The organism is Burkholderia latens (assembly GCF_001718795.1).
Taxonomy (GTDB): Bacteria; Pseudomonadota; Gammaproteobacteria; order Burkholderiales; family Burkholderiaceae; genus Burkholderia; species Burkholderia latens_A.
This window is the reverse complement of record NZ_CP013437.1, coordinates 759817-785572: the sequence shown is the minus strand read 5'-3', so window position 1 is coordinate 785572 and position 25756 is coordinate 759817. Positions and strand designations below refer to the sequence as shown.

At 66.4% G+C, this 25756-nt stretch carries 24 protein-coding genes; 7 read left to right on the top strand and 17 right to left on the bottom strand.

What is annotated here, in order from left to right; translation table 11 throughout:
• The first annotated feature begins 9 nt into the window (after nt 1-9).
• The 4 genes from WK25_RS19030 to WK25_RS19015 all read left to right on the top strand — a co-directional run bounded on the left by WK25_RS19030 (nt 10) and on the right by WK25_RS19015 (nt 3627).
• Complete coding sequence (locus tag WK25_RS19030) at nt 10-798, top strand: SDR family oxidoreductase (protein WP_038571858.1); 789 nt, start codon at nt 10-12, stop codon at nt 796-798.
• A gap of 64 nt (nt 799-862) precedes the next feature.
• The gene (locus WK25_RS19025) at nt 863-2101 is read left to right on the top strand and encodes a styrene monooxygenase/indole monooxygenase family protein (RefSeq protein ID WP_069242370.1); all 1239 of its coding nucleotides are present in this window, start codon (nt 863-865) and stop codon (nt 2099-2101) included.
• A gap of 5 nt (nt 2102-2106) precedes the next feature.
• Nucleotides 2107-2625: a flavin reductase family protein gene (locus WK25_RS19020; RefSeq protein ID WP_038571852.1), complete on the top strand. Its 519-nt coding sequence runs from the start codon at nt 2107-2109 to the stop codon at nt 2623-2625.
• 42 nt (nt 2626-2667) lie between these two features.
• Nucleotides 2668-3627, top strand: coding sequence for a SphA family protein (locus WK25_RS19015; protein WP_069242480.1), 960 nt, complete (start codon nt 2668-2670; stop codon nt 3625-3627).
• Nucleotides 3628-3732: 105 nt separating this feature from the next.
• Here the strand turns inward: WK25_RS19015 and WK25_RS19010 are convergent, their stop codons facing one another.
• From WK25_RS19010 to WK25_RS18975, 8 genes are all read right to left on the bottom strand, one after another.
• Entirely contained in the window at nt 3733-4065 is a 333-nt protein-coding gene (locus WK25_RS19010; protein WP_059545573.1) for a hypothetical protein, read from the bottom strand.
• Nucleotides 4062-4520 carry a hypothetical protein gene (locus tag WK25_RS19005; RefSeq protein ID WP_069242369.1) on the bottom strand — a complete coding sequence of 153 codons (459 nt, stop codon included), beginning with the start codon at nt 4518-4520 and terminating at the stop codon, nt 4062-4064. Before WK25_RS19005 ends, WK25_RS19010 begins: the two co-directional genes overlap by 4 nt.
• 15 nt (nt 4521-4535) lie before the next feature.
• The gene (locus WK25_RS19000) at nt 4536-6365 is read right to left on the bottom strand and encodes a dynamin family protein (protein WP_069242368.1); all 1830 of its coding nucleotides are present in this window, start codon (nt 6363-6365) and stop codon (nt 4536-4538) included.
• Complete coding sequence (locus WK25_RS18995) at nt 6362-8203, bottom strand: dynamin family protein (RefSeq protein WP_069242367.1); 1842 nt, start codon at nt 8201-8203, stop codon at nt 6362-6364. Before WK25_RS18995 ends, WK25_RS19000 begins: the two co-directional genes overlap by 4 nt.
• Nucleotides 8200-8838, bottom strand: coding sequence for a hypothetical protein (locus WK25_RS18990; RefSeq protein ID WP_069242366.1), 639 nt, complete (start codon nt 8836-8838; stop codon nt 8200-8202). Before WK25_RS18990 ends, WK25_RS18995 begins: the two co-directional genes overlap by 4 nt.
• A 20-nt stretch (nt 8839-8858) precedes the next feature.
• A complete protein-coding gene (locus tag WK25_RS18985; protein ID WP_167432657.1) occupies nt 8859-11366 on the bottom strand; it encodes a dynamin family protein in 2508 nt (835 codons plus the stop codon).
• Between the two features lie 251 nt (nt 11367-11617).
• Nucleotides 11618-13252: an ATP-binding domain-containing protein gene (locus WK25_RS18980; RefSeq protein ID WP_038571824.1), complete on the bottom strand. Its 1635-nt coding sequence runs from the start codon at nt 13250-13252 to the stop codon at nt 11618-11620.
• Nucleotides 13253-13262: 10 nt separating this feature from the next.
• The gene (locus WK25_RS18975) at nt 13263-14282 is read right to left on the bottom strand and encodes a helix-turn-helix transcriptional regulator (RefSeq protein WP_038571822.1); all 1020 of its coding nucleotides are present in this window, start codon (nt 14280-14282) and stop codon (nt 13263-13265) included.
• Nucleotides 14283-14423: 141 nt separating this feature from the next.
• Here WK25_RS18975 and WK25_RS31345 point away from each other — a divergent pair, with 141 nt between their 5' ends.
• From WK25_RS31345 to WK25_RS18965, 3 genes are all read left to right on the top strand, one after another.
• Complete coding sequence (locus tag WK25_RS31345; protein WP_156789058.1) at nt 14424-14639, top strand: hypothetical protein; 216 nt, start codon at nt 14424-14426, stop codon at nt 14637-14639.
• 383 nt (nt 14640-15022) lie between these two features.
• Nucleotides 15023-15565, top strand: a complete 543-nt coding sequence (locus WK25_RS18970) for a hypothetical protein (protein WP_069242364.1) — start codon at nt 15023-15025, stop codon at nt 15563-15565.
• A gap of 310 nt (nt 15566-15875) precedes the next feature.
• Entirely contained in the window at nt 15876-16277 is a 402-nt protein-coding gene (locus WK25_RS18965; RefSeq protein WP_069242363.1) for a helix-turn-helix domain-containing protein, read from the top strand.
• 247 nt (nt 16278-16524) lie between these two features.
• On the opposite strand, the gene WK25_RS18960 is transcribed toward WK25_RS18965, so the two are convergent.
• From WK25_RS18960 to WK25_RS18920, 9 genes are read right to left on the bottom strand one after another with little or no spacing between them, the layout of a single operon-like run.
• Nucleotides 16525-17490: a type II secretion system F family protein gene (locus WK25_RS18960; RefSeq protein WP_069242362.1), complete on the bottom strand. Its 966-nt coding sequence runs from the start codon at nt 17488-17490 to the stop codon at nt 16525-16527.
• Between the two features lie 38 nt (nt 17491-17528).
• Nucleotides 17529-18506, bottom strand: a complete 978-nt coding sequence (locus WK25_RS18955; protein WP_069242361.1) for a type II secretion system F family protein — start codon at nt 18504-18506, stop codon at nt 17529-17531.
• A gap of 32 nt (nt 18507-18538) precedes the next feature.
• Nucleotides 18539-19906 carry a CpaF family protein gene (locus WK25_RS18950; RefSeq protein ID WP_069242360.1) on the bottom strand — a complete coding sequence of 456 codons (1368 nt, stop codon included), beginning with the start codon at nt 19904-19906 and terminating at the stop codon, nt 18539-18541.
• Nucleotides 19907-19924: 18 nt separating this feature from the next.
• Nucleotides 19925-21133, bottom strand: coding sequence for an AAA family ATPase (locus WK25_RS18945; protein WP_059545589.1), 1209 nt, complete (start codon nt 21131-21133; stop codon nt 19925-19927).
• A gap of 21 nt (nt 21134-21154) precedes the next feature.
• Nucleotides 21155-21598, bottom strand: a complete 444-nt coding sequence (locus tag WK25_RS18940) for a TadE/TadG family type IV pilus assembly protein (protein WP_038571798.1) — start codon at nt 21596-21598, stop codon at nt 21155-21157.
• A complete protein-coding gene (locus WK25_RS18935) occupies nt 21595-22128 on the bottom strand; it encodes a TadE/TadG family type IV pilus assembly protein (protein WP_038571795.1) in 534 nt (177 codons plus the stop codon). Before WK25_RS18935 ends, WK25_RS18940 begins: the two co-directional genes overlap by 4 nt.
• 13 nt (nt 22129-22141) lie before the next feature.
• Entirely contained in the window at nt 22142-23413 is a 1272-nt protein-coding gene (locus tag WK25_RS18930) for a pilus assembly protein TadG-related protein (RefSeq protein ID WP_038571793.1), read from the bottom strand.
• A gap of 25 nt (nt 23414-23438) precedes the next feature.
• Entirely contained in the window at nt 23439-23738 is a 300-nt protein-coding gene (locus WK25_RS18925; protein ID WP_038571791.1) for a hypothetical protein, read from the bottom strand.
• A gap of 20 nt (nt 23739-23758) precedes the next feature.
• Nucleotides 23759-25753, bottom strand: coding sequence for a type II and III secretion system protein family protein (locus WK25_RS18920; RefSeq protein ID WP_069242359.1), 1995 nt, complete (start codon nt 25751-25753; stop codon nt 23759-23761).
• Nucleotides 25754-25756: the final 3 nt, after the last annotated feature.

The following is a 25756-nucleotide window of genomic DNA, read 5'->3' as shown; positions in this document are numbered from 1 at the left end:
AGACACCCCATGACTGCCCTTGCTGGCAAAGTCGCGATCGTCACCGGCGGCGCCACGCTGATCGGCGCTGCCGTCGCGCAGGACCTGAACCGCGCCGGCGCCTGCGTCGCGATCCTCGACCTCGATGCGGAGAACGGCGCGCGTGCGGCCGATGCGCTCGGCGAACGCGCGATGTTCATCGCGACGGACATCACCGACGATCTCGCGATCGAGCGCGCGGTGTCGGCCGTCGCCGAACGCTTCGGCGCAATCGACCTGCTCATCAACCTCGCTTGCAGCTACGTCGACAACGGCATCCAGGCCTCGCGCAACGACTGGCTCGCTGCGATGGACGTGAACGTCGTGTCGGCCGCGATGCTGGTCAAGGCCGTGCAGCCGCACATTGCGCGACGCGGCGGCGGCGCGATCGTGAACTTCAGTTCGATCTCCGCGCAATGCGCGCAGACGGGGCGCTGGCTTTACCCGACCTCGAAGGCCGCGATGCGCCAGCTCACGCGCAGCATGGCGATGGATCTCGCCGCCGACCGGATACGCGTGAACTCGGTGTCGCCGGGATGGACGTGGTCGCGTGTGATGGACGAACTCACGCACGGCGATCGCGCAAAAACGGACCGCGTGGCCGCACCGTATCACCTGCTTGGCCGCGTCGGCGATCCATCGGAGGTCGCGCAGGTCGTCACGTTCCTGTGCAGCGATGCCGCGAGCTTCGTGACGGGCGCCGACTACGCGGTCGACGGCGGCTATTCCGCGATGGGCCCCGAACAGGCGGTACCGGCGATCCCGCGCCTGGCCGAGTAGCCTCGGGCCGCTTCGTTCGAGTCGTCGTCCGGTCAGATTCATTCGTTATCCAGAGGATTTCATCATGAAACGCATCGCCATCGTCGGCGCCGGCCAGTCCGGCCTGCAACTCGCCTTCATGCTGCTCGATCAGGGCTATCACGTCACGCTCGCGACCAACCGCGACGCGGAACAGATCCGCACCGGCAAGGTCATGTCGAGCCAGTGCATGTTTCATACCGCGCTGCAGACCGAGCGCGATCTCGGCCTGAACACGTGGGAAGAAGCCTGCCCGTCCGTCGAGGGCATCGGCATCGTGGTGCCGCATCCGGAGGGCGGCGGCCGCAAGGCGATCGAATGGTCGTCGCGGCTGACGCGCTATGCGCAGTCGGTCGATCAGCGCGTGAAAATGGCCGACTGGCTCGATGCGATCGTCCGTCGCGGCGCGGACGTACGCATCTGCGACGTCGGCGTACCCGAGCTCGAGGAACTCGCACACAGTCACGATCTCGTGCTGCTCGCGGCCGGCAAGGGCGAAATCGTCAACCTGCTCGGCCGCGACGATGCGCGCAGCGCGTTCGAACGCCCGCAGCGCGCGCTCGCGCTCACTTACGTGAAAGGCATGACATCGAGCCAGCCGTACTCGCGTGTGCGCTTCAACCTGTTGCCCGGTGTCGGCGAGTACTTCGTGTTCCCGGCGCTGACCACCACCGGCCCGTGCGAAATCATGGTGTTCGAAGGCATTCCGGGCGGCCCGCTCGACTGCTGGGCGGACGTGAAAACGCCCGAGCAGCATCTGGACCGCAGCCTGTCGTTCCTGCAGCAGTACGTGCCGTGGGAATTCGAACGCTGCCGCGATGTCGAGCTTACCGATCCGAACGGCACGCTCTCCGGCCGCTTCACGCCGACCGTGCGCAAGCCGTTCTTCCGCCTGCCGTCGGGGCGCACCGTGTTCGGCATGGCCGATGCGGTGGTCGTCAACGATCCGATCACCGGGCAGGGCTCGAACAATGCAGCGAAATGCGCAAAGGTGTATGGCGACGCGATTCTCGCGCGCGAGGCCGAGCCGTTCGACGAACGGTGGATGCACGACACGTTCGAACGCTATTGGGCGTATGCGCAGCACGTCGTGCGCTGGACCAACTCGCTGCTCGCGCCGCCGCCGCCGCATATCCTCGAACTGCTCGGCGCGGCGGCCCGTCTGCCGTCGCTCGCGTCGAAGATCGTCAACGGCTTCGACGACCCGCGCGAATTCTCGCCATGGTGGTTCGAGCCGTCAGCCTGCGCCGCGCTGATCCGCGAACACGCCGCGCGCCCGGAGTAATCGCCATGCACACCCTCGCTTCGTGCGGCTCCGCAGTCGACCCGCTGCAATTGCGCGCCGCATTCGGACAGTTTCCGACCGGCGTTACCGTGATCACCACGCGTTCGCAGGACGGGCGCAAGGTCGGCCTCACCGCGAATTCGTTTTCGTCGCTGTCGCTCGACCCGCCGCTCGTGCTATGGAGCCTGCGCAAGGTCGCACCGAGCCGGCCGGATTTCGTCGCAGCCACGCACTTCGCGATCAATATCCTCGCGCACGACCAGATCGAGTTGTCGCGCCGCTTCGCGACGCCGAGCGCCGACAAGTTCGACGGCGTGCCGCATGTCGATGCCGACGCCGGCGGCGTGCCGTGCCTCGACGGTTCCAGCGCGCGCTTCGTGTGCCGCAACGTCGGCCATTACGAAGGCGGCGATCATCTTCTGTTCATCGGCGAGATCGAGCAGTTCGATATGTTCGGGCGCGCGCCGCTCGTGTTTCACGCAGGCCAGTATCGCGCGATCTCGGACCACCCGGATCTTTGCTGACCTGTTTGCTTAGTGATACGAACAACCAACCAGGAGATGGTGATGATGAAGCGCGGCTCCCGCCTGCTTGCGATCGCAGGCCTCGTGTTCGCCGGCGTCGCCGGTCACACGCCGGCCCGGGCAACCGACCTGCCGTCGGTCAACCTCGGCATGACGAGTTTTCTCGACGGGATGCCGCCGGCCGGCTCCGGCTGGTACGGCACGCAGTATCTCGAGTACTACACGGCCGGCCGCGTCAACGACAATGCCGGCAACAAGGTCGGGTTGCCGAAGCAGGATATCGACCTGTTCGCAGGGCTCAGCCAGCTCGTCTATCAGTCGCCGCTGACGTTCGGCGGCATGCATCCCGGGCTCGACGTGATCCTGCCGTGGGTGGCCGCCGTGCATACGAACGACGGAATCGGCAACGTCGCGCTGAATTCGCGGCCGGGATTCGGCGACCTTCTCGTCGGCCCGTTCATTCAGTTCGATCCGGTGATGGGCGCGCACGGGCCGCGTTTCGCGCAGCGGCTGGAATTCCAGTTCATTGCGCCGACCGGCGCGTACGATCCGGCGCGTGCGATCAATCCCGGCAGCCATTTCTGGTCGTTCGATCCGTACTGGGCGGCCACGTTCTGGGTCACACCGAAGTGGACCGTGTCATGGCGGCTGCACTATCTGTGGAATGCGACCAATCACGAGCCGGCCGCGGCGCTCGGGCCCGACGTGACGTCGACGCAGGCCGGGCAGGCGGTTCATGCGAACTTCGCGACGGAGTACGAGGTGCGGCCCGGGCTGCGGCTGGGTCTGAACGGTTACTGGCTGCGCCAGACCACCGACATGCGGGCGAACGGGCAGGACGTGTCCGGCACGCGCGAAGCCGTGCTCGCAATCGGGCCCGGCGCGATGGTCAGCTTCTCGCCGCAGGATCACCTGCTGTTCAACGCGTATTTCGAAGTCTATGCGCGCAATCGGCCGCAGGGCGCGCGCATGGTGCTGCGGTACGTGCATCATTTTCAGTGACGCGCGAGCGGGGCCGGCAGCGCGCACCACGACGATCATGCGCCGCCATCGCCATTTCAACCGCGCGGCCGGACCGGACAGCGCACGTCGCGGCCACGCACGCGCCTACCGGGCCGGCCGCGACAACTGCCGCTTGCGCGTCACCATCGACGCGATTTGTTCGTCGAACAACGCGCGGCAAATGCCTTCGACCGCGTGACGCGCACGAGACTGCTCGCTTGGCGGCAACGTGGCCACGGCGTCGAACAGCTTGGTCCGCTGCATTTTCGCGTTCGCTATCGCCAGTGTCAGCGCGTGGACCGTCTGCTGACGCCCTTCGAAATGCGCGCGCTGCGCATCGCGCCGGACCGTCTGCGCGAGCTGATCCGCACGCTCGAGCTCCAGCGCACGGATCAGCTCGACGAGATCGACAGCGATCGCGGAAAGATCGGCAATCATGGCCGCGGCACCGACGATGCCCCGGAATCCGCGACGACCACTTCGACCATTTTCGTCAGCATCTCCAGCGCTTGCCGACGTGACTGCTGGTCGGATTCCGGAATGCCGGCGAGCACCTCGCGGATCAGCTTCACCGCGGTATCGCCGCGCGTGACGATCGTGTCGCGCACGGCCGACAGGCGCTCGACCTCGGCCCGGAACGCTTCGCGCACCTGACGTGTGCGCGCCTCGATCTGATCGACCTGCGCCTCCGAGTTCGCGCGAATTTTCGCGATTTCGGACACGTTGGCCACAATGGTAAGCACATTGCTTGCCGCCTGCGTGCCGCCTGCGATCAGTGCATCGACCTGCCGCTCCGTAAACGCGCCGCGGCCGGTCGTCGGCGTGCCGGTACGTTCGGCGGGCACCGTTGCCGGCCGGCGGGCCGGCAGATCCATCGAATCACCGCTCATCATGTATTCCTTTCGTGTTCAGGGATTTGCCGTCTGCATCAACCGCTCACGCAGGACCGCCAGCTGTTCGCGCGTGCGCTGCACCGCGGCCAGGCGCACGGGGCGCTCTTGCACCGCCACCGGACTGCCTTCGAATTCGCCGTACAACTCGTTGACGATCGCCTCGTTGGACGCGCGCAGCGACGGCAAGTGCTGGTTGCGCAACACCTGTGCGATTTCGTCTCGCCAGGTGCCCACGGCTTTTCGACATTGCTCGATCAGCTTGCGCTGCCAGACCTGGGCCTCATAGACGAACGAGCCGATCTCGACGAGCACGGTCACCGCGACGTTCAGACGCTCGAGCATCCGCTTCGTGAATATCCGGCCGATCTGGTCATAGACCTCACGCCCGAACCGCTGGCCGAACATCTCGCCAAGCCGCTTGACCGCCATCTTCGCCAGGTTGCCGGCGCCGGCGGCTGCGCCGCCGACCCCGCCGATCCCCCGCAGCATCGCGTTCACGGCATTGCCGGTCAGACGCTGCGCGATAGTGCGCGACACGTTCAACGTGAAGCGTCGCACCGGATCGTCGGGCCGTAGCGACACGGTCTTGTCCAGCTCGCCGACCGCCGTGTTCGCAATCTCCTCGAGTCGCCGGTTCAGCGCCACCATCTCGACTTCCATGTGCGCCTCGAGCTGACGGCCCATCCGGCGGACCTCCAATGGCAGGCAATGGCCGGCGAGCCATTCCGCGCAATCGGCGTAGCCGAGCCACTTGTCCGCGCCCTGGACTTCGGCTTCGACCTGCTGCAGCGACGCTGCGACGAGCGAGTCCAGCAGATGAGGCAGCGCGGTTTCGAGGTTCGCCATCGTCCGCTCGATTTCGCGCAGCGACTCGGCCTGCGCGGTACGCGCGATGTCAAGCGCGCGCGCGATCGCGTCCGCTTCGTCGGCGCTGGCGAGCAGGCCGGCCTCCTCGCGCTCGAGCGCCGCGTCGGCATCGTCGAGCACCGCCAGGACGCTTGCCTGCAGGCGTTCGTGCACGGTTTCCAGCACCGTGGAATCGAACGCGTGCCGGCGCACTTCATCCCACAGAGCATCGGCCTCAAGCGGCGCCCGTGCGATCGGCGCGCCGTCCGCCAGCCGGTTCGCCGATCCGACAAGCTGAAGCGTGAACGGCCGCCGGAGCCCGTCCTCGACCAGGCGCCTGATCTCGGTGACCCGCTTGTCGTCGACGCCGCAGCCCGCCGGTACACGGTTGATCGCCAGCACCAGCGGAATCGTGCTGTCGTGAGCGGTCGCGGCCGCGATCGCCTCGAGCAGATCCTGGTCTGTCTGGCCGAACCCGGTGCGATAGCCGACGACGAACACGATCACGTCGCTGTTCGGCAGGAAGTTCATCAACACTTCCTCATGCTCGCTCAGCACCGCGTTGTAGCCGGGTGTATCGAACACGTGCAGGCCGACGTTGCCGGCTGCCTTCGGTCTTGTCCGGACCTGAAGTCGCAACATATCGCCGTCCGGCGTCTCGCTCAGCGTGCGGAACCGATCGTGGTCGATCGCTTCCTGCGTGGCGTCGCGATAGATCGCGAAATAACGCGATGCGGCTTCGTCGCGGCACGCGACATGCGTGACCACGCCGGTCGTCGGCCGTGCGCTGGCGGGCAGCACGTCCTGTCCGAGCAGCGCGTTGATCAGCGACGACTTGCCGGTGCTGGTCTCGCCGACCACGGTCACATAGGCTTGCGGCAACGTCAGACGGCCAAGCAGCAGCCGCGCGACGCTCGCCCGTGCCTCTTCGCCGCCACGCTCAAGCAGATCGACGAGTTCGCCTGTGCCGTCGATCCAGTGATGGGCATGCGCCGTCATGCACGCACCTCCGCCAGTTTGCCGCGCAACACGGCGACCGCATCGAGATCGGCCGTCAGCATGTCAGCCGCGCGCGCCTTTTCGTCGGCCGACATGTTCATCATCGAAAGCGAGCACTCCCGCTCCTGCTCGAATGCCGCGGATTTTGCGGCGCGCCAGCGCTCGAGCAGCAAGTCGAGATGCTCGACGAATTCATCGACGATCCGGTTGAGCGCATTGGCCGTCTCCGACACGTACCGGTCGATCGCAGCAAACACCTCTGGCTCCACGGCGCGTGCGCGGAGTTCAGTCACACCTTCCCTGGCCTTGCCGCCGAGCCACTGGCCCGCCATCGCACCGAGCAGGCCACCGACGGCGCCGCCGATCACGGCGCCAACCGGCCCGCCGCCCAAACTGCCGACCAGCGCGCCCGCTTCCACTGCGGCCCATACACCGCCCGCGGCCGCACCGGCTCGCGCAGCCAGGTTCTCGAACCGCTTCGCTTCCGCCTTGTCGACGGTGAACGTGATATCCGGCATGTCGGCGGACCACGCATCGAGCCCGTCTAGGTCCATGCGCAAGCGCTCTTGCATCTCGAGGGCATCTTCCTGTACTTGATTGAAGATGTCGTCCGTTGCATCCGACTGCTCATCCTTCAGCGCGCGCGACAGGCGCGGCCCGTCGACGATGCCCGCGCGCATCTTGGTCCGCATGCGGTTGCGCAGTTCCGCGCCCTTGTCGTTCGCCCATGTGCGCAATTGCTGGCGCACGGCGCGACGAAACGCGTCGGCATCGTCCCGCATGCGCGTTGCGCGCTCGTCGAGCGCCTGCAGGCGCTCGACATGCAGCCGCGCATCCTCGGCCATGCGGGCCGCGTGCGCACTACGGTCCAGTTTCGTTTCCTCCAGGCGATCGCCGATGGCGGCAGCCAGCCGCTCGGCGTCGGCCGCGAGCGCCGTCGCGACGGTATCGGCCACACGCGCCGCCCAGCCGGCGCCGAAACGGCCGAGTTCGGCGACCAGCGCGGCGAGTCCCGACGACTCGACGAGTCCGGCGTCCCGGCACAGCGTACCGCGCAGTGCGTCGAACCCGTTCACGACATGAATGGCAGGCGGTTCGTCGAACGGAATCCCGGCTTGCCCAGCAATTTGCCCCAAGACCTTCGCGTTATGTTCGCGTCCGGCCAGCGCCTCGTCGTCGGACTCGTCGTTCCAGCGGTTCTGCACGAAAATCGCCGTGCGCAGCGATGCCCACTGCAGCCTGACGAAAATGGCTTCGGAGCGCGTGAGCGGCGGCACCGTCCGCAGCATGAAGATGACACCGACCGCTTCGGCGAGGTAGCGCTGCGTGGTGTCCCGGTTGGCCTGCGTCAGACTGCCGACGCCCGGCAGGTCGACCAGTACCAGCCCGTGCCGGAAGAGCTCCCGGTTCGACGTGAGCGCGACACGCGTGACCTGCTTGACGTTGCCGGGATTCTGCTCGTTGTGCACGACCGAGCGAAGCGCGTCCTCGGTGCAAGACAGCGTCTCGATGCGGCCGTCAGCGAAGTAGACCCGCGCGTGCGGACTCTGGCCGGCCGCCCACGCAATCTCCACCGGCACGCAGGTGGTTTCGTCCGCATCGATCGGCAGCACGGGTTCGTCGAACGCGAGCGCATTCAGCAGCGTGCTCTTGCCGCTGCCCTGGATACCGGCGATCGGCAACACGAAGCGCTCCGCCGACAGTTGGCCATGGTATGCATGCAGGCGCTCGACCAGGCCGGGCGCCTCGCCGTCCGGCTCGCGCGGATCATGGCGCTCGCCGAGCGCTTCCCAACGGGAATCGTCCAGTAATTCGAGCATCGCCTTGCGGTTCGTCATCGCGCGCGCTCCGCCGCGCCGAACAGACGCTTCCACCAGGGTTTCGACAGGTGCTCGACGCGTTGCAGCACGCTCAGCAGCACATCGCGCTGGGCGGCCTGGGCCGCCTGCACGTCCTGAAGCACCGCTTGCGTGCCGAGCAGCGCGTCAGTGGCCGCACCGAGCTTTCGCGAATGGTCGATCAGCGCAGCGAGCTGGTCTCCGTGAATATCGGCGGCGGCACGCAGCGCGTCCACCTTGTCGTTGGTGGCTTGTGCGTGCTGCTGCAACCCCGCGATCGCCTGCGTGTGCCCGGCCACCGCGGTGCCGGCTTCGTCGATCGCCCGAACCTGCTGGTCGAGTACGGCACTCTGCGCCGCCATGCGGCCGTCGAGCGCCTGCGCCGCGCCAGTCAATCCGGCCAGCGTGTCGGTCGCCGACGCGATCCGGACCTGAAGCGCGGCAAGCTGGGCGTCGAGCTGCCCAATCGCCTTGATCGGCCCGGCCAGCGCGGTGCGCGTCGCCTCCCGAAGTTCCGCGTGGATGGCATCGGCCAGCTGACCGGCCCAAGGTGGTGTCTGAGCAAGGTGCCCGCTGAGTTCGTCGAGCACCCGTCGCGTCTCGTCGTCGACAGTGATTCGCGTGTGATTGATCATAGTTGTCCTTGAAACCGGCGTCAGGCTGCGATCGCTCCCCAGGAGCGGATGATCGCAGCGGCATCTTTTCGGTGGTATTCGGGAAGCCCGCCAATGAACTGCGTTTGCTCCGCGATCGTTTCGAACGGCTTTTCCGCGACGAGCAGGCGGTTTGCGAGCGTCGAGTAGACATCTTTCTCGTCGTTGACCAGCACGCCGGCAAGCGGATAGCCGCGCTCGTCGCACAGCCGCTTGAGTTCGCGCAGCGCCTCGACGATCGAGCCGGATCGCTCAAGCTCGCGGATCGATTGCACGACGGCGACGATCGGATGCTTGAGCGAGCCGAACCGAATGCCGGAGCGATCCAGCGCGCTCTTCGTCGCACCGATCTGCTGGATGTCGAGCATCAGGAAGATCACGCACGGCGACGTCATGAATTCGCGTACCGCGTCGAGCGTGCCGGCGGCCGGCACGGCCACCGCGATTTCGTCGAAGCGGCCGGTGTCGAAGCTCCGTGACGTGAAGCCCGCCGCCCCGCTATCGGAGCCCTTCAGCGTGTCGAACCAGAACCGGTCGACGAAGTCGCCGAGGCTGTCCGCGTCGTAGCCGAGCATCAGCACGCGTCGACCGTCGCGCGAGCGCTTGCCCGTCGCGGCTGTCAGCACCTGGTCCCGCAGATCGGGAAAGCGTCGGCGCGAGATCCGCCTGGCGAGCCGCGCCATTGTCAACACGATCGCCGGCACGTCAACGTCGTGCCATTCTGGTTCGACCGCTGGCGTCGTTATCTGCGCGGCGCCCGTGTCCGCTTGCGGCGCAGCGGCAGATTGCCGCGGCTCGGCAAGCAAGGCATCGAGTTGCTGCGCGATGGCCTTGCGTTGAACGATGGCGCTCGCCGCCGCCATCTTCGCAACCACACCCCGCTCCTGCGCAGAGACTTCGTTTTTGAACTGCCGGTCGATCTGCTGGATGCGCTTGACGGCCGCCTCGACGAAGCCGTCCACGAAATCGAGTTCCTTGTCGATCGCATGCGCGACGGACTTCCGGAACGCCCCGATATCGCGGATCTCAGTCCAGTTCTCGGTCCGCTCGTCATAGCCCCAGTTCTGATCGAAGAAATCGACCTTGCGCTTGAACCAGCCCCAGCCGCTCGATTGTTCGGTCCGCACCGTGCGCGTGCGTTCGGTGGTTTCGACCTTGAGTGTACTGGCGGGCCGCGCCAGCTTCGCGGCGAGATCGATGTCCTCCGTACGCAAATTCAACGTCGTGCAATCATCCGCGATCCGCGCATTCAACCGCTTGTTCAGTTCACTGAGGGCCTTTGCCGATCGCTTCTGCCATTGCTCGACGCGCGTCTTCAATGCATGTGCCGCGTCGATGTCGGTCGCGGTCAGTGCTGCCGCTTCGTGCCGCAGCGCATCGGCTTCGATGCCGCGCGCGGCCGGCACGCGTCCGGCCTCCTCCCGCAACGACGCGTAGCGTGCGGCAAGCGTGCGGCGAAGATCCGATAGCCGCTCCGCCTCCTTGTGTTGCCGCCGCAATACGGCGGCCTGATCGCCCGGTTCCAACTCGCGCTTGATGAGTCTGGTCAGGTAGTCGTCCAGCTGCCGGCGTCGTCCGCTCGCGATCGCTGGCGCCAGCGCATCGAGTTGCCGCTGGATCAACGCGGCGCAGTCGGGCATCCCGGAACGATCGTCCCACCGCTCGAGCGCCATTCTGGCCGAGACCTGGCAGACCCCGGCAGCCTTGACGCCCGCCTTCGCGAGCACGCCCTCGACGCGCCGGCGATGCTCGACCAGCACCTCGGTGCAGCTCTTCAGCTGTTCGCCGTTCTGGCCCAGCTTCGGAGTCACGCTGTCGATCATGTTCTGCACGACGACGATCGGCTTGCCGAGTTCGTCCGCCATGCACACGTAATCGCGCATCTTCTCGTCGGAATTGGCCTTGCAGGTCGCGACGAATACCACGACATCCACCGTCGGCAACAACACCTCCAGCGTGAGCCGCTCGTGATCGTCATGGCCGGCCGCATCGAGCCCCGGCGTATCGATCAGTGCAACGCCGCGCCGGAACCGGAAGTCCGGCGAGCGCAGCCGGATCTCCGCGACGCCTTCGCGGTTGCCGGGGTTCGTCTCTTCGTCAGCGTAGTGCTTGAGCCGCTTCGCGATCGAGCTGCCGGTCAGCGACTTCGGTTTCGCACCCGCCGTGTCGAAATGAATCGTGCACTCGAGCTGTTCGCCCCATTCGCACACGACCAGACTATTGGAGCTCGGGCGCACCGCGCGCGGCAGCAGCTCCGCGCCGAGCAGCGCGTTGACCAGTGTCGACTTTCCGGAACTGGTGACGCCCATCAGCCCGATGCGGAATGCATCGTTCCGCCAGATTCGCTCGCGATCGTTCAACCAACGGTGTTCGTCGTCGAAGTAGTTGCCAACCGAGGTGTCGCTCGAGATGATGGTGCGGATCCGATCGATCAGTTTGCCAAGTTCTGCCTGTGCCGCTCGCGCGCTTTTCATGAAAATCCAGTGCCGTGATAACGTGAGCTTCCGCATCGCACGCTCGCGATGCTGCATCGTCGCCGGAAGCGGACTGCCGCTAAAGGTCTAACGGCACGGTCGTGCCGTTCTTTAGGGGCGCCTTGCGCTCCGAATCCGCCGTCGGCGAAGATATCGCATGGTTTGGACAATTCATGTCCGCAACGCATGGCGCGGTGGATGACGGATGCCGGTGTGCCGGCCGGCGAGATCGCCACGCGTGCGGCGCACACACGGGACCCTGGCATGTAGCGTTCACGACTGCGCTGCTACCCGATCCGTTCCATCAACATCCGCGCCGCGCGATCGGACATGACGACAAACAGCTTGACCGTCGCCCGCGTCGCGCCAACGAACAGCCGTCGCAGTGTGATCTCGTCGAAGTGGTCGAAATCGACTTCGGTCAGAATCACGCACGGCGCACTTTGCCCCTTGAACCGGAACACCGACTCGAACCGCAGCTCGCCATCCCGGTAAACCGGTGCGCCGTGCGCGTCGTACGCGCCGGTGAAGCTGCGCAACGCATGCCTGCCGAGCCTGTCCAGCACGGTGAACATCGATTTGTCCCGGCCATGAAAGCTCAGCAGCGCGATGTCGGACAGCGCGAAACCGGCCGCAAGCGCGGCGTCGACTGCCTGGCGCGTCGTCGGCGCCGCGTTTGCGCCGGCATAGGTCATGAGCTCCACGTCCGAACCGTCGAACGGGCTGGCGGCTTCGAATCCCATCGGCGCACCCGCGAGTGCACCGACAAAGCGCACGATGTCGCGCGGACTGCGATAGTTCGACATCGCCCGCACCTCGACATAGCCCGGCAGCGCGACGCCGTCGCGCCGGTAGAGGTTCTGCATCGGATCCTCGAGCCACCACAGCCTGCCCTCTGCGCTCAGCAGCCGCTCGATCGGCGCCACCCATTCCTGCACGAAGTCCTGCCCTTCGTCGACGACGATCGTGTCGAAGCGCTCGGCTTCGTCCGGCTGCCAGCCGGCAAGTGCGCGCTCGAGCCGCTCGAATACGTCGCCGTCGGCAAAATCGATCGTATCGCCGCGGCGCGCCGCTGCTTGCTGACAGAGCTTGTGATAGGTGAGCACGGTCGCGCCGGACGGCGCGATCAAGCTCAGATGGTCGGCGAGCGGACGGTTAAAGCACAGATAGAGCGCCCGGCGCCCCGCCCTTGCCGCATCGTCGAGCACACGCAACGCGAGCTGCGTCTTGCCCGATCCGGCCGTGCCGATCACCCGCAGACGAAACGGCCGGCACTCGATCGCCCGTGCCCACGTCGCGAGACCGCCGGAGATTCTCGTAACGACGCGCGCCACCTCGCCGATCGTCGCGCCGACGTCGGGCGTGAGCGACAGCTCGTCGCTCAAAAACGCATGAATGCGATCGGCACAGGGCAGGCGCACTTCGTCGGCAGGAAGAATTGTCGTGATGATCGTCGCCAGCGCGGTACGGCGCCGTGCATCGACAATCCTCGCCGGGTTCACGCCGGCGATCTCCGGCCGCATGACGCGGTAGTCCGGACAGTACAACAACTCCTCGAGCCGATAGCGCATCGAGCCGAAGGCCGTCGTGAAGCGGCCGTGCATCCCTGCTATTGTCCTCGCGAGCTGGGCGGGCACGCTCTTGCGGGTCGTCCCGTATACCTTGGCCAAACCGTTCGGGGTTTCTTCGAGCAGGCCAGACTTCTGCTCGATCACGAGCACGCGGCCGGACGGTCCGACGACAACGAAGTCGGCCTCACCGAAGATGGCGAAACCACGGTCGAGCTGCGTCCAGTGCACACCGTGGTAAACGGTGTAGCTGTCCGGCAAGTCGCGCCGCAGGATCTCGAGCGTCTCGATCTCGCGTTGTGCTGCACCGCTGACCGCTATCGCATCCCAGCCATTCGGAAAAATCTGAGCCATGCGCCGCCCGTTATCCGCCGTAAATCCGCGCGAGTGCCCGCGCTTCGGCCGCCAGCTCGGCGCGCAGGCTTGCCGGCCCCAGCACTTCGACGTTCGGCCCGAACGAGCGCAGCCACCAGCGCAACCGCTGGCTCAGCATCGCGGTGCCCTGCACGAATAGCGCATCGTCGGTGCGGCGCGTCGTCTGGTCCAGCGACAGCGGCGCCTCCAGCAGATGGTCGCCGGCCTGGTTGACGAACTTGAGCGACAACTTCACCGCCTTGTCCACCATGAAGTCAAAGCGTCGCTGCTGCTTCACGTAGACCTCGAGCGAGAACGACGCCGGATACACGAACGATTCGAGCATCGCCTCGGCGCGCGACAGCCGGTCCATCCTGTACAGCGTCGGTTCGGGCTTGCCCTCGGTCGCGCCGACCATGTAAACCAGTCCGCCGACCTCGACGAGACCGAGCGGCAGCACGATCCTCGGCGTCTCGTTGTCCGCGTTGTGGCGCGGCCGATAGACAATCTTCAGTTTGCGCTCCTCGAAGAGCGCGCGCGAAACGGCCGCAAAAATCTTGCGGTCGATGGACGGATAGTGGAGGGAAAAGCCGCCGCTTTCGACCGCGACCTTCGCGGTCCAGCGCGCATACTTCCGTTCCGATTCGCTGACGGGCCGTTCGAGCCGCGCATCCGCGATCCTGAACAACGCGGAGATCGAATCGGCGACAAGCCCGGGAATCTGCCGGGAAGAGAAGCGCCGCAACGTCTGCAATGCAAGCGCCTCGTCGAAGCTCATGATCGAGCCCGCCTTGGCGGCCATGCCGCTCGCGCCGTCCTTGCGGCGCCACACCGAAGCGGTGCCGCGCCGGTCGGTCTCCACGAGGCCGCGCGCTTCCAGTTCAGCGAGACGACGCAGCACTGTCTTGATCGAAGGAAGGTCCGGCACGGTGTCCTGCATCCGCGCATACAACTCCGGCGTGCTGACGTAGTCCGCATGCGTGCCGGCGTCGGGCAGCAGGCGCATGATGTCGCGATCGAGGTCTGGCATGGGGCGTGAATCGGGCCTTGAAGAGAAATCTCCCTGATTTACGGCACCAGACCCTGATTCTTTAATACGACGCGCGTCGTCCCGGACATCGCCCTTGCACCCAGCAAGCCGCCGCCCCGGCCGTCTCACGCCGCAGATCGCGTGCGCATCTCCGACCGGGTGCCGGTGCCGGTGCCGGTGCCGGTGCCGGTGCCGGTGCCGGTGCCGGTGCCGGTGCCGGTCAGATCGTCAACGGCCTTCGCCGACCGCACGCCGTGCATCGGCATGCAACTTGTCGACGTATCGGGTAAGCACGGCGGTCGACAACACACCAGCGGCAAACGCAATGGCAAACGCGGCAAGACTTTCAAGCGGTGACGGATAGCCGTTCATGGGGATCCTTGAAAAACGTTGTAAAGGCATCGATCGTCCGGCGTCGCAATGAGGCGGCGGCACGCGGACCGCACCGGCGGCGCGAACGCGGGATCGCCTGCCGTCGAGGGTGGCGTGCCGCGACGTGCTTGCGGCCGCCTGCTCCGCAAAACCGGTCCGCCTGACCGACCGCCGCATCGCAATCAAATCGTTCGCGAGTCACGCGTCCGGCGGCGTCGATCGTGCGCGCCGCCACCTTAGCCTCGCATCGGGACAAATCGTGTCCCGAGGGTCGTACGACACGCCATTCTCGTCGGGACGCAAGAAGGGACATATTTTGTCCCGACGAAGGCACACCATCCGCTTTCCTTCACTCGTGCCTCCACCCTATGACCCGACCCATCGATCACCTCAACGCCAGCGACGCATCGAATGCACACGCACCCGACGGCCTACGGCGCGTACTTCGCGTTGCGCTGCGGTTGTGGGGAATCGACGAACGCACCGCACAGGGGTGGCTGCCCTGGCTGCAATCGCAACATCCGCGGCTCGCATGGCAGATCGCTCGGGATCGCGCGGCCGTCGGCGCAGACATCGTCGTGCACGTCGTCAAGCCTTCGGCGCGCCGGTCAGACGGATTCTGCTGGAACAGCATCGGCGCCAACGGTGCGATGGTGCGGTCGCGCGATGGTGCACGCAGCGAAGTCGCGCTGCTTGCCGGACACACACGCCAGTTGCCCAATCGCCGCGCCGGCCATTGGGCAATTGCCGGCACGCTCGACAGCTGCGCCGCGCTCGATGCACTCGCGCGCGCGCTGCATGCATCGGCCGTGCATGGACCCGATGGAAGGATCGCCGTGCGCACCGACCTGCTTGCACTGATCGCGACCCGACTCGACGCGATGGAGGCGCCCGCGCTCGACGAGGACTGAAGTCGCAAGGAATCGATCGGAACGATGCCGCAGACGGCGCAGCTTCGTTCTGCATCCGGACATCGAATGTCCGAAACCGCATCGACAATCCTCACATGACAACGACAGGACAACCCTCTTGATGCCATTCATCCCGAACGCTCGACGCTCGACGTGCAGTGCCTGCGACAACGAACGCCAATACGACGACCAGAGCGAATCGGTCCGGAGCGACACCCCAACGTCACTTCACGCCGTACGTCACGGCGCCGCACGCGGTGCCGACCGCCCTGACGCCCGGGCGATCCGCATTCCGTTGAATGAGTGGACGATGCCCGAGAAGATGCGCCATGTCGCCGACTGGCTCGCATCCAACTTTGCCCGCCCCGTGCGGATCCGGGAAGCCGCCGCCCTCGTCGCAATGAGCGAGCGTTCGCTGCTGCGCCGCTTCACGCGTGAAATCGGCATGACGCCGAGCGCGTGGCTGACGCAGGTGCGACTCGCCCACGCGCGAACGATGCTCGAACGCACCGCGCTGCCCGTCGATTCGATTGCCCGCCGCAGCGGGCTCGGCAGCGGCGATTACCTGGCGCATCTGTTTCGGCGTCACCTCGACATGTCGCCGACCGAATATCGCCGCGCGCATGCGCGTTCCCGCATTCACGTCGCATGCGGTCACTGTGCCTGCGGCACACCGGAGCAATCGCCGAGCGAGAACGACGCAGGCCGGTAACACGAGCGGGGCCGGTGCACCGCCCGGTTACGACTGAAGCCGTAGGGGGCCACCCGCGCGGGCAGTGGACTATGGCTGTGTCCAGGGTCGACCATGGGTCCGGGTTGCATTGACGCCGCTATGATCGACCTGTCTCGCGACGCCGCCCGGGGGGAGGAGGAGCCTCCCATGAAGACGGTGGACGTGCCGGCCGGGGAGGCCCCGCCAACACGCTTGTCAGTCTCGCGCGGCCGCTCCGCGCCGCGGGTCACTGCCCGATACTGGTGAAGGTCGGCAGCAGCACGCGATACACGTGGATCATCGCCGGCCCGAGCAGCACCATCATCAGTGCCGGGAAAATGCAGAAGATCAACGGGAACAACAACTTCAGCGCGATCTTCGCGGCCCGTTCCTCGGCCCGCATCTGCCGCCGCGTGCGCAGCATGTCCGACAACACGCGCAACGACTCCGCGATGCTCGTGCCGAAACGGTCGGCCTGGATCAGCATCGCGCAGAACGACTCGATATCTTCCACGCCGGTCCGCAGCGCAAGGTTGCGCAGCGCCGTCTCCTTCGTGAAGCCGGAGCGCATCTCGAGCAGCAACAAATCGAATTCGCCTGCGACCACCTCGCTGCGAAAGCGCAATTCGTCGCTCACCTTCATCAACGCCGCATCGAGTCCGAGCCCGGCTTCGACACATACCGTCAGCAGGTCGAGCGCGTCCGGGAAATCCTCGAAGATCGTCCGCTGGCGCGCATTGACACGCCGCGTCAGCACGACGTTCGGCAAGTAGTAACCGATCCCGGCCAGCGCGACGAGGAGGAACGACAGCAACATGCGCTGTTCCGCGAGCCGCGTAGTGATCAGCATCAACAGGGCGGCGCACGGCAGCGCGAGCGCGAGCAGCGTCTTGGCGGTGAAGTACAGCGCGGCCGCGTTCTGGTCACGCCACCCGGCATTCATCAACCGGAGGCGCAACGGCGAATTCTCCCACCCCTCCTCCGGCACCGACAGCTTGGAAATCGGCTTCGACAGCTCGACGAGCTTCTCGACCCAGCGCGGGCCCGCGTTGCCGCCGCCGTCCGCGCCGACGCCGATACCGCCGCTCGCCTGCTGGAGCCGGCGCTGCATGCTGCGGGGCGCGAACAGCAGCATCGCGACGAGCACGCCACCGGCCACGAAAATGAACAAGCCGGCCAGCATCACGGTGTGTACTACGCTCAGGTTTTGCATGACAACCTCGAAACGGTTCGTGAAGCCTGTGACACGCGTCAGACGCGAATCCGGATGATGCGACGCATCCAGACGAGACCGAAGGCCATCGACACCATCATCGTGCCGACCATCTTCACCCCGGCGGGGTCCGTCCAGAGCACCGACAAGAACTCGCGATTCACGATGGCCATCAGCGACGCGGTAGCGAACGGCAGCAGGCCGAGGATCCAGGCCGACAGCCGCCCTTCCGCGGACAGCACGCGGATCTTGTCGAACAGCTTGAAACGTTCGCGAATCAGCGCCGCAATGCTGTCGAGCAGTTCCGCGAGATTGCCGCCGGTCTCGCGCTGGATCAGCACCGCGATCACGAAATAGCGCAGGTCGTCAGCCGGCACGCGGGTCGCGAGATTCACCAGCGCGTCGTGCAACGACACGCCATAGTTGATCTCGTCGAAGGTGATCCGGAACTCGCCGCCCATCGGGTCGGGAAACTCCTCGCCAACCATCCCCAGTGCGCTCGTGAACGAATGACCGGAGCGCAGCGCGCGCGAGATCATGTCGCAGATGTCCGGAAGCTGCCGATGCAGCTTGGCCATCCGCCGGTTGCGATGACGCAGCACATACATCGTCGGCAAGCACGCGCTCAGCAACGCGACAAGCGCCGAGACGACCGTCGGCAATGGCGTGACGAGCAGAGTCAGCCCGATCGCCAGCGGAAACGCGACGGTCAGCGTCGCCAGTTTCGCGACACTCCAGTCGAGCCCTGACTGCTGCAGCAGCAAATCGATCGCCTGTACGCGCGGCACACGCAGCAGCAACCGGTCGAGCGGCTTCGACTCGTCGAGCATCCGCTTCTTCAGGATCGACAGCCGCTCCTGCTGCACATTGCCGCCAGCCGACATCGCGCGCAGCCGCGACTCGATGCGGCGCGCGGCCGCGCCATGCCGTGCATTCCACCATTGATAGGCGCCTTCGATCGCAAGCACGACCGCGACGAAAGTGAGAATCACAAAACCGTAAAAGATCGAGTCCATGTCGCCTCCCCGGGATCGGACCGCGCCGTCCGTCACTTCGTCTCGAAGTGCCTGGACGGGTCGTACAGCGAATCAGGCAGGTCGATGCCGAATGCCTGCAGCCGCTCGGCAAATTTGGGCCGGACGCCGGTCGCGCAGAAATAGCCGCGCACCGTGCCGTCGCGATCCACGCCGGTGCGTTTGAACGTGAAGATTTCCTGCATGTTGATGATGTCGCCTTCCATCCCGGTCAACTCCTGAATGCTGACGATCTTGCGCTTGCCGTCGGTGAGCCGCGTCGCCTGCACGATCACCGAGATCGCCGATGCGATCTGCTGGCGCATCGTCTTCGGCGGCAACGACAGACCGCCGACGCTGATCATGTTCTCGAGTCGTGTGAGCGCGTCGCGCGGCGTGTTCGCATGGATGGTCGCGAGCGAACCTTCGTGGCCGGTATTCATCGCATTGAGCATGTCGAGCGCTTCCGCGCCGCGCACTTCGCCGAGAATGATCCGGTCGGGACGCATGCGCAGCGCGTTGCGCACGAGCGTGCGCTGCGTAATCTCACCCTTGCCCTCGATGTTCGGCGGCCGCGTCTCGAGGCGCAGCACGTGCGGCTGCTGCAGTTGCAGCTCGGCCGCATCCTCGATCGTCACGATCCGCTCGAACCGCGGAATGAAACCCGACAGGATGTTGAGCAGCGTCGTCTTGCCGCTGCCGGTGCCGCCCGACACGAGCACGTTGACCTTCGCCTTGGCCAACGCGTCGAGCAGTTCGGCCATCGGCGGCGTGAGGCTGTGGTAGCGCACCAGGTCGTCCATCTTCAGCGGGTTGACCGCAAAGCGCCGAATCGACATCAGCGGCCCGTCGATCGCCGACGGCGGGATGATCGCATTCACGCGCGAACCGTCCGGCAGCCGCGCATCGACCATCGGGCTCGACTCGTCGATACGACGCCCGACCCGCGACACGATCTTCTCGATCACCTTCATCAGGTGCGCATCGTCGTAGAACGTCACGTCGGTCAGCTCGAGCTGGCCGCCGCGCTCGACGTACACCTGCCGATAGGTGTTCACGAGGATGTCGGAAATACCGGGGTCGCGCAGCAACGGCTCGAGCGGACCGAAGCCGAACATCTCGTCGTAGATGTCGATCGCGAGCTGGCGCCGCTCGATGTCGTTCGCGGGCATGCGCTCGTCGTCGAGGATGCGCGAAATCAATACGGCAATTTCCTGGCGGACCTGATCCTGCGGCAGGCGCGACAGGCGCTCGAGCTCGACGCGCTCGAGCACGGCCAGATGGATTTCACGGCGAAGCTTCTGATACGCATCGCGTACCGACGAATGCGTGGCCGCACCCGGTTCGGTGACAGCCGCCAGCGGCTGAGTCCGATGCAAGGACATCTGTTCGCGCAATGACATGATGGATTCCCCGAAAGATCACATGGACTTGAGCTTCGGCGTGGCCTTGCGGCCGAACAGCCGGGACATCAACGGTTCGCTGCTGGAGGCGCCGGGCCTGGCCCGCACGTCCCCCTCGACGATTTGCTTCGCGCACCCCTGCAACGCACGCGCGACCGTGGCGCCGCGTGCGACGCACGACACCGGATGCCCCAGATCGAGCGCTTCGCGCACCGTGTCGGCGTCGTCCGGGATCGTGCAGCTCGCGCGCAGGCCAAGCACTTCCTCCAGCGCGGCACGGGTCCGGTCGCCGGCACGCGTCATCCGGTTCACCACGAGCCGAACCTGATCGGGCGGGTAGCCCAGCGACACGAGTATTTCCATCAGACGGCGGCCCGCACGTACGTGCGCCATCGCGGGTTGCAGCACGAGCTGGATCTGGTCGCTGCGATCGAGGGCAACGACCGACAGCGGATTGACGCTGACGCCGATATCGAAGATCACGAAGTCGTAGCGAGGCGCGGCGACGCCGAGGATCCATTCGAGTGCGTCCTCGCGCATTTCCGTGGCCTTCACCGGATCGCCGGCGCCGGCAAGCACGTGGAACGTCGGCGTCACGTGCGCGACGCTCGCATCGAGAAATGCCCCGTCCAGCCGCTCGATCTGCGCGCACAGCTGCGGCAGCGTCGAAGGCGGCGTCTCGTCGCTGACGAGGAACGCGGCATCCGCGAACTGCTGATTGAGATCGACCAGCAGCACGCGACGCTTGTAGACCTCGGCGATCTCGTAGGCCACGTTGCTCGCGACGAAACTCGTGCCCGTACCGCCCTTGCACGACATGAAAGACACGAATCGCGTGTCTTCGGCGTCGCGCCGCGTGCTTTGGGCGGCCGCACGCTCGAGGCCGCGGGCAAGCGCGGCAGGATCGATCGGCCACTGCAGCACGTCGCGCACGCCGGCGCGCATCGCGTCCAGCAGCACGTGCGGCGATGCATCGGCCGCGACGAGAATGCCGGTCAGGCCCGGATGCAGCCTGCAGATGCGCTCGATGGCAGACAACTCGGCCGCGTCGGTCACGGCGCCGTCGATGAGCAGGATATCGAACGAATCGAGCCCGTCGGTCCGATGCTCGATCTGGGACGGTCGCCCATGCGCACGCGTCACGCGATAGTTTCCGCATTCCGTGACCATGCGCGCGATCTGCGTGAGCCGGGCCGTATCGTCGGCAGCTACGAGGATATTGATCATGACAGTGCCTCGTCGGTTCGATTATTGACAGGCTGTGCCGCCCGTCGTGGAGTTCAGGCTTTCCCGCGGCAGCGTCGTGGTGAACGGCGGCATCGTGAGCGTGGCGTTCGCAATCGGAATCATCGTCTTGACGGACACGTTCGTGACGCTGAGCGTGACGAACGAACAGGAACTCACGTCGCAACCCGACGGTGTGTAGGTAACCGACACGTTCGCGTTCGACAGGATCGGCAGCAGCGAGCGTACGCGCTTCACGACGCCGGCCGCGTTCACGTCGCAGACGACCGCCGTACGTGCGCCGAGGCGTAGCGCTTCGCTCGCGGTGTTCCAGTAGAACAGCACGCGCCCGAATTCGAGGATGCCCAGCAGCAGCAGCACCAGGATCGACGCGACCAGCGCGAATTCGACGATCGTCGCGCCGCGTTGAACGCGGCGACGAGGTAGCGAAAGCGGGCGCGCGTTCATGACACTTGCCTCATCACGGTGACGATGTTGCCGAAGGTGATCGACGACAGCCCCGGGTACGCCGGAATCGGCTGATACCTGTAACCCTTCACCTTCACCTCGACGACGTTGATGCTGCCGGTCGCCGTGCCGCTTGCCGCGTTGTTGGTCGAGTCGTAGGTCGGCAGGTTGGCGAACTGCGGCGGATCGGACGCGTCCGCGCAATCGGTCGTATGCTGCGCGTCGCAGACGATCACCATCGACGTCGTAAGCCCCGGCAGCAGTTCGGTGCCGGCAGCGCCGCACGTCGTATTGCCGTACACGACGAGGCACTGCGCCGCCGCAAGCGGATACGCGCTGTCCGTCGGCAGAAACACCGACAGATAACGCGCCGCGTTGCGCGTCGCCTTGGTGAGCGTCTCGTACTGGTAGATCGCGCGCCCGAACTCGGCCACGCCGGTCGCCAGCACGGTCATCGGCAGCAGCACCAGCGCGAATTCGACCGCGGCGATGCCGCGCATGCGCGAGCGGCGAATCGGGGGCATTTTCATGATCGCGTCTCCTCTATTGAACGAGCATCGGCACCTTGAGGCCGACCGAGCTGCCGCTGCCCGGCAAGCCGTGCGTCGCGCAGGGCGTGCTGCCGGACGATGCCGATCCGAGGTATTCGAGATGCGCGACGACGCCGCCGGCGCCCGGGCTGAACGGCAGCGGATCGAGCATCAGTACGCAGTCCCATTGCGTGACGTGCAGCTTGCTGCTTGCGCCGGACAGCGTCGAACAGTCGCCCTCGGGCGCAAGCGCAACCCGGCGGTCGCCGCCGTAGGTCTGGTAGTTGCTGGCCGTGGCGGTTCCTTTGGTCGCGATGCCGCTGCCGGCCGGCGGCGCGCCATCGCCCTGGTACGACTTGAACGCCGCGCGATCCTTCACGAACTGCGTGTACGCATCGCCGACGATGCCGGGCGTTCCCGGCGGCCCGTAGTTCGGGCCGACATATGCGTAGCCGGTGAAATCCGGCTGGCCGCTCGAGCCGTTCGCGCCGTTCGTGTAGATGCCGAAGCGGGTGTTCCATGCGCGCAGCGACGCAGCCTTCAGGCCCGTCGATCCGAGGTCGGGCGGCGACACGATGTTGCAGGTATTGCCCGACAGCTCGCTTGCGATCGTCGGTTCGTTCGTCGACCCGTCGAGCGCCGCCCAGCCGAAGTTGCCCGGCCCGTACGTCGTCGACGAGCCGGATGGCGACGAGATCCAGTCGCCGACCTTGTACGGCGCGCTGGACGCCGCGCGGCACACGAACACCGGGATCGCGCAGGTGGTCTGGCCGGCGCCGACCGTCGCGATCGCACTGGCCGTGACCTGCGCCGCGTTCGCGACCCGCACGCCAGGAATCGTGTTGAGCACCTCGATGAACCAGTGCGCGATGTTGCTCAGCTGCGCCGTGCACTTCACGTATTTGACGTTCGCCGGCGTGGTGACCGCCGTCTTGGTCAGGAACGGATTCGTCAGCGAATCGCTGAACGTGACGTTCGAATCCGTCTGCATCTGCACCGCGTTCTGCTGAAAGAACGCGAAATTCGAGTGGCCGGCGGCGATGCCGTCCGCTTCCGCGACCTGCAGGCTGATGGCCGAAGTCAGATCGCGCGCAGCGGACAACGCGCAGGCGTCGGCGCTGTTCTGCAGTTCGCTGCGCGTGACGTACAGCTTGCCAAGATCCAGCGCGAGCCCGACGAACCCGATCATCACCGCCAGTGCGAGACCGACGATGATCGCGACGGCGCCTTGCTGACGACGGAGACTGCGACGCGTGAGTTTCGGATGACGAGCTGCGCTGGACATGGCGTTCTCCCTGAGCGTGCCTCTTTTATTGCGACGACTTGCCGATGCCGATCACGAACGCATTGCTGCCTTTCGGCTCCGGCTGCTTGAACGACTTGTCATAGTTGTCGAGGGCGGACGCGGCGGCACTGCCGTCGACCCCCGGGCGCGCGGCCGCGTGTTCGGCCGCATGCGGATCGATGATCTGGGCTTGCATGACGGAGCGGACCGAATCGCCGAAGCGGCTGTCCCACACCGGTGTCGACGACATGCAGCCGGCGAGTGCGAACGCGAGCGGGACGGCGAGCGTCGCGCGGCGCATGAATACGAGGTAGGCGGATTTCATGGGCTTCCCCTTCAATGGCTTCAACGATCGGTGGACGCGGGTTCCGGCGTCGCCCCTGCGAGCTGCGCGTGGGCGGCGGCCGGTTGCTGCTTCAGACGCGACGCCGGTTTGGCCGGCGTGTCGGAGCCGGCCGCCGCGAGACGCGCGGCCGCGGCTTCGATGCGCGCGATCCGTGCCGCACGCGCCGCGTCCGCCTGCGGTTGAGGTTGCGGCTGCGACGCCGGCCGCGATTCCGGTTGCCCGACATCCACTGGCGTGACGCGCGCCGCCCCCGCTGCATCGGCTGACGCCGCCGCAGCGTTTTCGGGCCGCGCCGGCACCGGTGCCGGCGCTTCGGCGGGCTGCGGCGCACGCGGTGCGGGCAACGCGGCGGCCGGTGCAGCCGGCGCGCCCGATTGCGGTGCCGGAGCCGGCGCCTGGGCCGGCGTCTGCGGTGCATCCGCCGCGCCGTTCGCCGGTTGCGCACCCGAGCGGCGCACTCCCTTGCGGCCTTCCATGTTGCCGGTCGCGAACACGTCGACCTCGTTCGGCTTCGAGAAGCTGTCGGTCGGCAGCGGCACGTCGGCGGTCTGCAGCGGCCTCACCAGGTGCGGCGTGATCACGAAGATCAGCTCGGTGCGGTCCTGCTGGAACGACGTGCTGCGGAACAGCGCACCGAGCACCGGCACCTCGCCGACGCCCGGGATCGCCTTCAGCGCGCCGCTGGCGTTGTCCTTGATCAGTCCGCCGATCGCGAACGATTCGCCGTCGCCCATCTGGACCGTCGTCGATGCGCGCCGCGTGGTGATGAGCGGCAGGATCGACGTGCCGCCGACGTTGGTCGCGCTCAACGTGACACCCGTCGGCGACAGTTCCGACACTTCGGGCGCAACCTTCAGGCTGATCCTGCCGTTCCCGAGCACGGTCGGCGTGAACTTCAGCGCGACGCCGAACTCCTCTTCCTGCAGCGTGATCGACGAAACGCCGTTGCCGCTGCTCTGCGGGACCGGGATGAAGATCCTGCCGCCGGCGAGGAACGTGGCCTCCTGGCCGCTGATCGTGACAAGGTTCGGTTCGGCGAGGATCTTGACCAGGTTGTCGGTGTTCTGCGCATCGGCCGCGATGCTGAACGGCTTGTTGTTCGCCTTGTTGAAGACCGCGCCGCTCGCGACGCCCGCAAGCAGGTTGCTGACGAGCGCGCCGCTCCACGAGCCGAAGCCCCCCTGAATGTTGAACGCGCTGCCCATCTGGTTGATCAGCGTCTTCGACACTTCGGCGACCTTCACCTCGAGCATCACCTGCTGCGGCGACGTGACGGCCAGCATGTTCAGTACACCGCCGCCCTTGGCGCCGCCACCGCCGCCGTCGCCCGCCGCGCTGTCGCCGTAGGCGCGCGCGATCTGCATCGCCTGCTGCGCGGCCTGCGAGTTCGACACGGTGCCGGCCAGCACGATCGTGCCCGCGGCAGTCGACACGTGGATGTCGCGCTCGTTCGGCATCAGCTGCATCAGCGACGCCTGCAGGCCGCCGGCGTCCGCGCCGACCGCGACGTCGATCACACGGCACGCGCCGCTCCTGCCCTGCACGATCATGTTCGTCGTGCCGACCGACAGTCCGAGGATGTACAGCGTCTGCGGCGACACCATCGTCGCCTGCGCGACGGCCGGGTTGCCGATCGTCCGGTTGCGCACCGGCTCCGGCATCGGCACCAGCAGCGACTTGCCGAGCGGCACGCTGACGCTGGTCGACTCGCGCACCGCGCCCACGCAGTTCGGGCCGCGCAGCGGGCCCGCCGTCGCGGCGGCCGCGGCGGCCGGCGCCGGCGCCATGCTGATCGTCATCTGCATCGGCCCTTTCGCGACCGCGGCCGGGGCGCTCGCGCCTCCCTTCATCAGCGCGGCCGACTCGGCACCTTCCTGCGCGAGTGCGCTGTACACGGTCAGCGTTCCCGTACACAGGATCGCGGCCAGCATCGTGCTCCGCGCGATGCGCGTGCGCACCGGGCCGGCACCTGAGTGTTGCGGATTGATCTTCATTTC